Origin of the sequence: Oceanispirochaeta crateris, from assembly GCF_008329965.1 — a bacterium.
Taxonomy (GTDB): Bacteria; Spirochaetota; Spirochaetia; order DSM-2461; family DSM-2461; genus Oceanispirochaeta; species Oceanispirochaeta crateris.
The window spans coordinates 2,517,711-2,528,811 of record NZ_CP036150.1 but is presented as its reverse complement, the minus strand read 5'-3'; the positions used below and the strand labels follow the sequence as shown (position 1 = coordinate 2,528,811).

Sequence of the window (11,101 nt, the reverse complement as noted above, 5' to 3'; positions counted from 1 at the left end):
GGGGCTTTCTCCTTTGTATCCTCCCGTTTTAGCGGAAAAGGAGAGTTCCCTGTCTCAGTTTCTTGTTTTCCTGAGCCATGGAATTCCTCAGGGCTTCCGGCACATGCTCTATGTAGAGAGGATCATCGTCTATGAAATCCAGATACCCTTCATTGACCCCTGCATAAACGGATGATCCTGGTTCCAGATTTCCCTCCAATCGGAGAAGTGTTTGTTCATAGGCGGCTTTGTCTTCTCTGATGACACCGCTTCCAAGGATGACCCCCGGTGCTATGCTATAACCATTTGTATCATACCATAAAACGTATTTTCCTTTCTCTTTTGCTGCGGTAACAACGCCCTGGTTGGCGCCTCCAGCGATAGTCAGGATAATATCAACTCCATCATCGTACATACTGGATGCCAGGTCAGAGGCCTTGGCCGCATCGTACCAGTTTCCAATCACCCTGAAATCAAGTTCGGCTTCCTCTCCCGCCGCAGCTTTCAGTCCCTGAATGAATCCGGGTTTTATCCTCTGCATCATTTCAGGATATTCCTGACCGGCGATGAGACCGGCTTTCAGTTCATTGTTGGCGCCGCTTAATTCATTCGATCTTGTGGCCAAGCCGGCAAAATATCCCATGAGGTAGGACAATTCAAGGTGGCTGAAGAGGAATGTAGAAACTGTATCATTCTCTATGCTACTTCCTTCGAGGATCAAAAAATCCTGGTCGGGATATACATTTTTAATCTCTCTGCAAATTTCGGGCATGGAGGGATTGGATGTGATGATCAAATCATACTTTTTTTCAGAAGCAAGAGCCAGAACCTTTGATTTCCATTCGGCCTGGTTGAATCCACCTTCCACTGTTTTAACAGGAATCCCTTTTTCTGCTGCTGCTTTTCTCACTCCAGCATCCATCATCTCATATGTCGGACTTCCCGAAAGGACTCCCGGGACGAAGACTGCCAACGAGAGGGATTCGGAGGATGAATTCGCTGAAGTCTCTTTTTTCGGGGCACAGGAACCCAGTATCACGATCATCAAAACCAGCACTAAGGCGCTGGCGATGTTTTTTGAAAAATTGGTCATTATAAAACTCCTTAAATAACGGACCCTTTTGCAAGGAGCTCCGTGATTTATCAATGGGCTTAGAGAGCCTCGAGCAAATTATGGTGTAATCTACAGGGCTGGTAAACCCCTGAAAGAACCACATTTCAAGGTGAATCAATAGAAGATGAATATTGACCCCTCATGATAGAGCGTGATATCTTTGAGACGAAGTTCAAAAATTATTAAGGATAACAGATGAGTTTTTCCAAACCAACGTCTCTTGGTGTGATCGCCTGCCCAGGAGGGGAGCAGTTTGCCGATGAAATCACCTCCCATTTAAAGACGATTTACAGGACACGGTTCGAAAAAAAAGTCAGCTATATTTCCCGTCTCTATAATATGGATAGAGAGGAAGTAGGTAAGCAGTCCAATTTTGCAAGTGATGTCATTTCCCATAGGGTTTCCGCTGTAGGAGACTCCCTTAGTTACCGCAGCCCTTCTTTTAAAATTCCCTGTAAGGTGACCAAGTTTGCCAATGGTGAAATCAAAACTGAAATTCTGCGCTCCATCAGGGGGGCGGATATTTACATTGTTCAGGATATGGCCAATAACACACCCATCCGGTATGCAGGTTCGGATGAGAAGGTTGTCTGCTCAGTTAATGATCATTTAATGAGTCTTTTTGTTACAATCGATGCGGCCATGCAATCGGGAGCCCGTAGGGTCAGTCTTGTTCTCCCCACCTATCCCTATAGCAGACAGCATAAGTCCAAAGGCCGTGAAGGCCTGACCGCCTCAACTCTGGGACGGATGTTTGAAAACATGGGCGTGGAAAGAATCATTACTCTGGATATCCATTCCAAAGAAATTTCTCATTGTTTTCATAAGCTTTCCCTTGAGAACCTTCATGCATCCTACCAGATCCTCCGTCAGTTGAGCGGTAAGATCAATATGATGGAAGAGGATCTCGTTGTTGTGTCTCCCGATACTGGAGCCATCGAGCGGAATAAATTTTATGCAAACTCCCTCAAGAAGCCTCTTGCTCTCCTTTATAAGGAAAGAGACTATTCCAAGCTAACCCGGAGTGCTGCAGATTCGAACATTACTTCTGCCCGTCTATTGGGAGATGTTGATGGTAAAACCGTTTTTATGGCTGATGACATGTTGGGAACCGGTGGGACTCTGATCAAGGCCATGAAGCTTATCAGGGAGTTGGGTGCGAAGAAAATCATTTGCTCTGTCTCTCTACCCATGTTTTCCGGCTCTGCTGTTGAGCATTTTGACGAGGCGTATAAAGAGGGCTATTTTGATTATATAGTGGGAACAAATGCTGTGACTCTTCCGGAAGAAATCCTCTCTAAGGAATGGTTTTTTTCGGCTAGTGTTTCCAACCTTTTTGCCCGTTCTATCTCTAGAGTGCATCATAATCGTTCTGTATCTCCTCTTTTGGATAATAGCAAGATGATCCAAAGGATGTTGAAGAAAAAATAATATCTCCAATGAGGTGACCCTTGATTCTGGCTGTTGATATCGGGACGTCCTCTATGAAGGGCGGTCTCATTACCAAAGAAGGTTATCTCTTCTCTTATCACAGGGTGAGGTTTCCTTTGGAGTCTCTCAAGGGAGATTTTTCATTTTCTACAGAACTGTGGAGCCAGGGGTTTCTGGAAATCCTTGAGACTTTGGGTGCCTCAAAGGTCAGTGTTGTGGCCATCAGTGGCAATGGACCTACCATGGTGGCTGCCAATGCACAGGGGAAGCCTCTTTCTCCGGCTTTGATGTGGAATAGTGATTTGGGAGATTCTTCGATTCACAGCTCTTCCTACTATCTATCAAAAATAAATTGGTTGAGAGAGAACGAGCCGCAATTGTATGAAAAATCAGATCTTTTTCTCTCTTGTCCAGAAATTCTGTATACTCAATTGACTGGACGGTCAGTCATGGTCGCTCCACAAGAGGGATATATTCCCTACATTTGGTCCGATTCAGAACTTGAGCGGTTTCATTTCAGGAAGTCCGCATTTCCTGAAATTGTACATATGGGAAGCGTGGTTGCTCCCGTCTCAGAGAATGCTTTTCTAAAAACGAGCCTTAAACCTGGTATTCCGGTCGTCGCCTGCGGGTCTGACTTCATTGCCTCTCTTATCGGCTCGGGAGCCATGAAACCCGGTCGGATCTGTGATAGAGCGGGTACTTCTGAAGGGATCAACTATTGTGCCTCTGCCGCCATAGGGGATAGCCGTGTTCGAGAGCTCCCTCATGCTGTAAAAGGGCTTGTGAATATTTCCGCCATTCTTTCCTCAACAGGAAGCCTTTTTGAATGGTATCGTCAATTGACAGGTCAGGAAAAGAATAATTATAAGGAAACCATGGATGGGGTTAATGCTGTTCCTGCCAGCCAGGGGCATCCTTTCTTCTTTCCAAGTATGAAGGGCGAGAATCTTTGGGAATTTAAAAAAGGTCTGTTTTCCGGCCTCGAGCCTGGTCAAGGCAAATTTGAACTTGGTCGTTCTGTGATGGAAGCTATCGGCTTTGCCGTCAGGAGAAGTCTGGAGATTTTTGAAGAATTAGACTTGCCTGTTCATGAACTAAGGGTTTCCGGCGGACAGGCCAAGAGTCCTGTGTGGAATCAAATGAAGGCGGATATCACAGGGAAGACGATGCTCATTCCAGAGATTGAAGATGCGGAGCTCTTGGGTTGTGCCTGTTTGGCTGCTACTGCGCTTGGAATCTACAATAGCGTTTCTGAGGCTTCGGAGGATCTGGTGAAGATCAAGCATGAAATTCATCCGCGGAAGGAATTCTCTGATATCTATGATATAAAGTACAGGCGATATAGAAGGGCTTGTGAAAGTGTTGTCTCATTTTACCGGGATTATCCTGTATCCGAATAAATTTATTCAGTATAGGGATATATTTGGCAAGTGTATTTATATGCTATTTTTTGGGTAAAGCAGTTGACAAAGGAAAAGCATTTTGGTAGTTTACATGAGCAATTCGCAACATGCCTCTGTAGCTCAGTCGGTAGAGTACGACCATGGTAAGGTTGGGGTCACCGGTTCAAATCCGGTCGGAGGCTTTATTCTTTTTTTACAAGAGACAGTATGTGAGCCTGTTTATTCAGTAATGTACGGGAGATTTTAATAATGGCAAAAGCAAAAAAAGGGGCAGTAGAACTGATTGCTCTTCAGTGTACGACTTGCAAGAGAAAAAATTATACTACTTCAAAGAACAGAAGAAATATTCAGGGAAAGCTGGAACTTAAGAAGTATTGCAAGTGGTGTAAAGGGTCTACAGAACATAAAGAGACCAAAATTAAATAAGTTTTTTAACACAGGCCAGTAGCTCTAATGGCTAGAGCGCCGGTCTCCAAAACCGGATGTTGTAGGTTCGAGTCCTACCTGGCCTGTTTTTTTAATTTTTTTCTGTTTAGACTGACCTCCGGCTTCTTGTCGGAGTTTGTTTGTCTAAAGAGGCAGCGGTGAATTCGGCTGTCTATTACCATCGGGAGCTTGTTATGAATAAGATGAAGGCTTTTTTTTTAGAAAGTTATGGAGAGCTGAAAAAGGTAGTTTGGCCGGGTAGAGAGTCTGTTGCTTCGTCAACTAGAGTTGTGCTTGTTTCTACAGCCTTGTTCGCTGTCTTTTTTGGTGTGGTTGATTTTGTTCTTTTAAAAGGGCTTTTCTTTATTTTCTAATGCCCCCAGCGGCAAGGATGTGTAATGGCAAAGGGATGGTACGTGCTTCATACCTATTCAGGGTATGAGAATAAGGTGGAAAAGTATATCCGGCTCTATATGGAGGATGGATCTCTTTCTGGTGCGGTGCTTGATGTAAAGGTTCCTGCCGAGGATGTCGTAGAAGTTCGCAATGGCAAGAAACGCACTGTGTCAAAGAAATTTCTACCAGGTTACGTCCTTTTGGAAATGGATCTCCCCGATAGGGGATGGAAAAATGTCTGTACTCAAATTAAAAAGATTCAAAGCGTTGTAGGGTTTGTCGGCTACGCTTCCGGGTCAAAACCTCAGCCCATCAGTCAGGATGAGGCCAAGTCTATTCTTCAGAAAACAGGGGCGATTAAGGCAGAGCGCCGTTATCAGTCCAAGCAAGATTTTGCTGTGGGTGAAGAAGTCCGTGTTATAGAAGGGCCTTTTGAGTCATTTTCAGGTAATATCGAAGAAGTGAATCAGGAAAAAGGTAAACTGAGAGTCATGGTTGGTATTTTCGGCAGGAGTACTCCTGTTGAGGTCGACTTCTCTCAGGTTGAAAAGATCTAGGAATAGCGTATAGCGCTGTTTTTTAAATAGATGGGAGTCCTTTCTTTGAGAAGGGATGTTAATACCACAAGGAGATTTTAATGGCCAAGAAGAAGGTTACAGCTTATATTAAGCTTCAGGTGCCTGCGGGTAAAGCAACTCCAGCACCTCCGGTAGGACCGGCCCTCGGTCCTCATGGTGTTCCTGCTCCTCAGTTCGTTCAGCAGTTTAATGACCGAACAAAGAGTTACGAGCCGGGACTCACTATTCCTGTAGTTATTACAGTATTTGCAGACAGAAGTTTTACTTTTGTTACCAAGACTCCTCCAGCGGCGGTTCTTTTAAAGAAAGCGGCTAAGATTAGTAAGGGTTCTGCAGAGCCTCATATTGTTAAGGTTGCGACAGTAACCAGGGCACAGGTTCAGGAGATTGCCAAGACTAAGATGGAAGATCTGAATGCAAATGACATGGATGCTGCTATCAGTATTATTTCCGGAACTGCCCGTTCAATGGGTATTAAGGTGGAGGGTTAAAGCTGGTGAAAAAAGGTAAAAATTATAGAGCAGCTGCAGCCAAAGTCGAAGAAGGCCGAATCTATGAATGTAGTGAAGCTATTGATCTGGTAAAAGAAGCAGCATTTGCAAAATTTGATGAAACTGTAGAATGCGCGGTTAAATTGAATATTAAGAAAAGCCATTCAGTTCGTGATACTGTCAGTCTTCCTCATCAGTTTACAGCTGAGAAGAAGATTCTGGTATTTGCTAAGGGTGACAAAGCTAAAGAAGCTCTTGAAGCCGGTGCCGCTTACGTTGGTGATGATGATCTTGTTGCCAAAATTAAAGATGGCTGGCTTGATTTTGATATCTGTGTTGCAACTCCCGATATGATGCGTGAAGTTGGTAAGCTTGGTCCTGTTTTGGGTCGTAGAGGTTTGATGCCTAACCCCAAAACAAGAACTGTTACAATGGATATTAAGGGTGCTCTTGCTGAGTTGAAGCAGGGCCGTGTTGAATATCGTGCTGACAAAACAGGTGTTGTCCATCTTGCTGTTGGTAAAGTTTCTATGGATGCCTCCAGCATTAAAGAAAATGTCGATATTTTTCTGGGCGACCTGAAAAAGAAAAGACCCAGTGATGTAAAAGGCGATTTTGTAAAGTCCGTCGCTCTGTCTTCCACAATGGGACCTGGCGTCAAGATCGTGGTAAAGGAGTAAAAGATGGCAGAAAAAAAAGTACAACAGAGCAAAATAGACGCCGTTAAAGCTTTAAGAGATCAGTTTGAAAACGTAGACAGCTTCTTCTTTACAGATTATAGAGGTCTGACTGTAGAGCAGGTTACAGAACTGAGAACTAAACTGAGAGCTCAAAACGCCGAATATCATGTAATAAAGAATAACCTGGCAAAAATTGCCATGAAGGATCTTGGAAACGAGGGTGTTAATGATTTGCTTGTTGGACCTACAGCTGTAGCTTTGGCTCATGACGAAGCAGGTCCCGTTGCAAAGACTCTTCTTGATTTTGCAAAAGACAGTCCCGTTGTTATGAAAGGTGGATTTCTTGATGGAAGTCTCTTTGATTTAGACGGTGTTGTGGCGTTCTCTAAATTGCCCACACGTGTTGAACTTATTGCTAAGTTGATGGGAACTATGCAGGCTCCCGTTCAGAATGTGGCTCTCGTCCTTAATGGCGTTACCACAAAGCTTGTACGGACTCTCGCAGCCGTTGCAGAGCAGAAAGGAACAGAATAAGTTATCCTTTAGGGGATCTTATATAGTGCAACGTTAGTCTTCTGGTAGTTGTTATTGCTATCGTTGCAACAAAAAATTAAAGTATAAGGAGAAGATAATATGACAACTGAAGAAATTTTGGACGCAATTGCTAGCATGTCCGTATTAGAAGTTTCCGAGCTTGTAAAAGCTATGGAAGAAAAATTTGGAGTTACAGCTGCTGCACCAGTAGCCGTAGCTGCTGCAGGTCCTGCCGCTGCTGCTGAGGCAGCTGAAGAGCAGTCTGAATTTGACGTTATCCTTAAGGGATTTGCTGACGGTAAGAAAATTGGCGTTATCAAAGAAGTTAGAGGAATTACAGGTCTTGGTCTGAAAGAAGCTAAAGAAATGGTTGAAGGCACTGATGGTGTTGTTAAAGAAGCTGTTTCCAAAGAAGATGCTGCCAAGATTAAAGAACAGCTGGAAGGTGCCGGCGCAACTGTTGAAATTAAATAATTCTATTCTTAGTATATAGAGTTGATTTTTTCTCATTTAACCACAAGGGGCATTGTTCCCTTGTGGTTTAGTGCATATCAGGGGGTTTTGAGTGTTTGAAAGGGAAAAGTTAGAAAGCCGGAGCTATATCGGTAATAAGTATGAAGAAGCAATAGATTTGCCTGGATTAATAGATATTCAGCTCTCTTCATATGAAAAATTTCTACAAACCAATGCCCTTAGGGGTGATCATACAATGGTCAGCCAGGGACTGGAAGAAGTTTTTCAGGCTACCTTCCCCATCGAGAGTGCCAATGGCGAATTGGTTCTCGATTATGACTATTATAATCTGGATTATAATGGTGTAAAGATGACCGAAGCCGAGTGTAAGAAGAAGGGGCTGTCTTATGCCGTTCCCATTAAGGCCCGTATTAATCTTATTTTCCAGTCTACCGGAGAGATCCGACAGAAAGAAATATATATGGGTGATATTCCTCTTATGACCGATAGAGGTACTTTTATCATCAACGGCGCCGAAAGAGTCGTCGTTTCACAGATTCACCGGTCACCAGGTGTTATCTTTTCTGTAGAAAAGGGTATTTATTCATCAAGGATTATACCCTATCGCGGGTCATGGCTTGAATTTGAAATTGACCCCAAGAAAGAGTTGGTGTTCACCAAAATTGATAGAAAGAAAAGAATACTCGGTTCCCTCTTCCTAAGAGCCTTAGGATTGGACACCCGTGAAAAAATAATTGATCAGTTTTATAAGATCAAAAAAGTCAAAGTCAATAATAAGAGAGACGGGGATAAGTCCCTCGTTGGAATGGTCTTTGGCCGTGCTGTGTATACAGAAGTTGACGGAGTAAAGAAGAAAATCTATAGGGCTGGTGAAAAAATTCATCCCCATGACACGGATGAGCTTGTTCACTCCAAAATCAAGACTATAGAAGTTATCGATTTCAAGCATCCTGAGTCTTTGAACTCCTCTTTGATTCTCAATTGTTTCGAAAGAGAAGAAGCAAAGTATAATCAGGATGATCCGGATCAGGATGAACCGACGAAAGAAGATGCTTTGTCTTCCATCTACTCTGTGTTGATGCCCGGAGAACCTATCACCGTTGATAGTGCTGAAAAAGATCTTGTTTCCATGTTCTTCTCCAATAGACGGTATGATCTTGGACGCGTAGGTCGCTACAAGCTTAATAAGAAATTTGATTATGAGAATCCGGAAGATGTTCATGTTCTTACTAGAGAGGATATTGTTAATACCATGGGATATCTCATTAAGGTTTATGACGGAGATGCTTCCATTGATGATATTGACCATCTAGGAAACAGAAGAATACGTTCCGTTGGTGAGCTTCTATCCAATTCTCTCAAGACGGCTTTTTCCAGAATGGAAAGAATCGCTAAAGAAAGAATGTCTTTGAAGGAAATTGAGTCCCTGAAGCCTCAGGATCTTGTTTCCATAAAACCAATTGTTGCCGCCGTTAAGGAATTTTTCGGTTCTTCCCAGCTCTCACAGTTTATGGACCAGGTAAACCCTCTTTCCGAGCTGACTCATAAACGCCGACTCAATGCTCTCGGGCCTGGTGGTCTTTCCAGAGATAGAGCCGGTTTTGAGGTTCGTGATGTACACTACACCCACTATGGTCGTATGTGCCCCATTGAAACACCGGAAGGTCCGAATATCGGTTTGATTGTTTCATTGGCAAACTTTACCAGGGTCAACGACTATGGTTTTCTTGAAACTCCTTTTAGAAAGGTTATTGACGGGCGTGTAACAAAAGAAGTTGAATATTTGTCAGCCATGGATGAAGAGAAATACTTCATTGCCCAGGCAAGTGCGGCTTTGGATGAAAACGGCGGATTCGTCGAAGACATGGTCGCCGTTAGAAAGTCCGGTGACTATACGATTAAGAATCATAACGACATCAAATATATGGATGTCTCGCCGCGGCAGATTATTTCAACTGCTGCATCTCTTATTCCATTTCTGGAGCATGATGATGCTAACCGTGCACTCATGGGATGTAACATGCAGCGACAGGCTGTTCCCCTTCTTTTCCCCGAGGCTCCACTTGTCGGAACCGGGATGGAAAAAAAGGCGGCTTACGACTCCGGTGTTTGTATTAAGGCCAAAAAAAGCGGGGTAGTTGTAAAAGTTACCTCTCAAGAAGTCATAATCAAGCCGGATGATCCTGAGAGTGAAGTGAATGATGTGTATCCCATGATCAAGTATCAGAGAACAAACCAGGATACCTGTTTTAATCAAAAGCCAATTGTGAAGTTGGGCGAGAAGATAAAAGCAGGGGATGTTCTGGCCGATGGTCCTTCAACGAAAAATGGAGAACTTTCTCTGGGTCGGAACCTGCTGGTAGGATTCGTTCCCTGGAATGGATACAACTATGAGGATGCTGTTCTTATTTCAGAAAAAGTTGTCAAAGATGACTACTATACTTCCATTCATATAAAAGAATTCGTAACAGAAGTTCGGGAAACCAAGCTCGGCCCCGAAAAACTGACAAGGGATATTCCCAATACTTCCGAAAAAGCTCTCGAGCAGTTGGACGAAGAAGGTATTATCCGAGTGGGAGCAAAGGTTAAGTCAAGTTACATTTTGGTTGGTAAAGTCACACCAAAATCCGAAACTGAAACAACACCTGAGTTCAAACTGCTCAATTCTATATTTGGTGAAAAAGCGAAAGAGGTTCGTGATACCTCTCTTAAGCTGCCCCATGGAGTAGAAGGTACAGTTATTGATATTCAGCGCCTTAAACGTTCCGAAGGAGATGATCTATCTCCGGGAGTCGACGAAGTCGTTAAGGTTCTTATCGCCACGAAGCGAAAGCTCAAAGAAGGGGATAAGATGGCTGGACGCCATGGTAATAAGGGTGTTATTGCCCGTGTTCTGCCAGAAGAAGACATGCCTTATATGGAAGATGGAACTCCTTTGGAGGTCTGTTTAAATCCTCTTGGTGTACCTTCTCGTATGAACATTGGTCAGATCATGGAAACCATGCTCGGTATGGCTGGTGCAAGATTGGGTAAAATGTATGAAACAGCCGTTTTTAACTCTGCTTCAACAGAAGATATCTCTGCCGAACTCGTTAAATCTGGGATATCTGGTTCTGCTAAAATCAAGTTGTATGACGGATATACGGGTGTACCTTTTGAGAATGATGTATTTGTCGGATATATGTACTATCTGAAACTGCATCACCTTGTAGATGATAAGATGCATGCTCGTTCAACAGGACCTTATTCGCTGGTAACACAGCAGCCCTTGGGTGGTAAGGCTCAGTTTGGTGGTCAAAGACTGGGAGAAATGGAAGTTTGGGCTCTTGAAGCCTATGGTGCTGCCAATACACTCCAGGAACTTATGACAATCAAGTCGGATGATATGAACGGTAGAGCCAAGATTTATGAAAGCATTGTCAAGGGAGACGCGACTACCGCTGCCGGTATTCCCGAATCCTTTAATGTTCTCGTACAGGAATTGCGCGGACTGGCTCTTGATGTCAGAATCTATGACACCAAAGGCAAGCAGATCCCCTTCACAGAACGTGATGAGGAACTGATAAACAGACAGGGCAGCCGTTTCTAGGCA

The 11,101-nt window shown here is 43.6% G+C and carries 11 protein-coding genes and 2 tRNA genes; 12 read left to right on the top strand and 1 reads right to left on the bottom strand.

From position 1 onward, the window contains the following. Window positions 1-28: 28 nt before the first annotated feature. Window positions 29-1,072, bottom strand: coding sequence for a BMP family ABC transporter substrate-binding protein (locus EXM22_RS11505; protein ID WP_149486660.1), 1,044 nt, complete (start codon window positions 1,070-1,072; stop codon window positions 29-31). Window positions 1,073-1,288: 216 nt separating this feature from the next. Between EXM22_RS11505 and prs the strand changes: the two genes are divergently transcribed. From prs to rpoB, 12 genes are all read left to right on the top strand, one after another. Continuing rightward, window positions 1,289-2,524 carry a ribose-phosphate diphosphokinase gene (gene prs, locus EXM22_RS11500; protein ID WP_149486659.1) on the top strand — a complete coding sequence of 412 codons (1,236 nt, stop codon included), beginning with the start codon at window positions 1,289-1,291 and terminating at the stop codon, window positions 2,522-2,524. A 20-nt stretch (window positions 2,525-2,544) separates the two neighbouring features. Further along, window positions 2,545-3,927 (top strand): xylulokinase, encoded by a 1,383-nt coding sequence (locus tag EXM22_RS11495; protein WP_149486658.1) that lies wholly within the window; start codon window positions 2,545-2,547, stop codon window positions 3,925-3,927. 112 nt (window positions 3,928-4,039) lie between these two features. Further along, window positions 4,040-4,112 (top strand) — tRNA-Thr (locus EXM22_RS11490). A 67-nt stretch (window positions 4,113-4,179) separates the two neighbouring features. Further along, complete coding sequence (gene rpmG / locus EXM22_RS11485; protein WP_149486657.1) at window positions 4,180-4,356, top strand: 50S ribosomal protein L33; 177 nt, start codon at window positions 4,180-4,182, stop codon at window positions 4,354-4,356. Between the two features lie 12 nt (window positions 4,357-4,368). Next, window positions 4,369-4,442, top strand: a tRNA-Trp gene (locus EXM22_RS11480). Between the two features lie 54 nt (window positions 4,443-4,496). Next, window positions 4,497-4,730 (top strand): preprotein translocase subunit SecE, encoded by a 234-nt coding sequence (gene secE / locus EXM22_RS11475; RefSeq protein ID WP_342780268.1) that lies wholly within the window; start codon window positions 4,497-4,499, stop codon window positions 4,728-4,730. Window positions 4,731-4,754: 24 nt separating this feature from the next. Further along, complete coding sequence (gene nusG / locus EXM22_RS11470; protein WP_149486656.1) at window positions 4,755-5,309, top strand: transcription termination/antitermination protein NusG; 555 nt, start codon at window positions 4,755-4,757, stop codon at window positions 5,307-5,309. Window positions 5,310-5,389: 80 nt separating this feature from the next. Next, window positions 5,390-5,821 (top strand): 50S ribosomal protein L11, encoded by a 432-nt coding sequence (gene rplK / locus EXM22_RS11465; protein WP_149486655.1) that lies wholly within the window; start codon window positions 5,390-5,392, stop codon window positions 5,819-5,821. 5 nt (window positions 5,822-5,826) lie between these two features. Then, window positions 5,827-6,501 (top strand): 50S ribosomal protein L1, encoded by a 675-nt coding sequence (rplA, locus tag EXM22_RS11460; protein WP_149486654.1) that lies wholly within the window; start codon window positions 5,827-5,829, stop codon window positions 6,499-6,501. A gap of 3 nt (window positions 6,502-6,504) precedes the next feature. After that, window positions 6,505-7,035 (top strand): 50S ribosomal protein L10, encoded by a 531-nt coding sequence (rplJ, locus tag EXM22_RS11455; protein ID WP_149486653.1) that lies wholly within the window; start codon window positions 6,505-6,507, stop codon window positions 7,033-7,035. 99 nt (window positions 7,036-7,134) lie between these two features. Beyond that, window positions 7,135-7,509 carry a 50S ribosomal protein L7/L12 gene (rplL, locus tag EXM22_RS11450; protein WP_149486652.1) on the top strand — a complete coding sequence of 125 codons (375 nt, stop codon included), beginning with the start codon at window positions 7,135-7,137 and terminating at the stop codon, window positions 7,507-7,509. 91 nt (window positions 7,510-7,600) lie between these two features. Then, entirely contained in the window at window positions 7,601-11,098 is a 3,498-nt protein-coding gene (rpoB, locus tag EXM22_RS11445; protein WP_149486651.1) for a DNA-directed RNA polymerase subunit beta, read from the top strand. Window positions 11,099-11,101 lie beyond the last annotated feature (3 nt).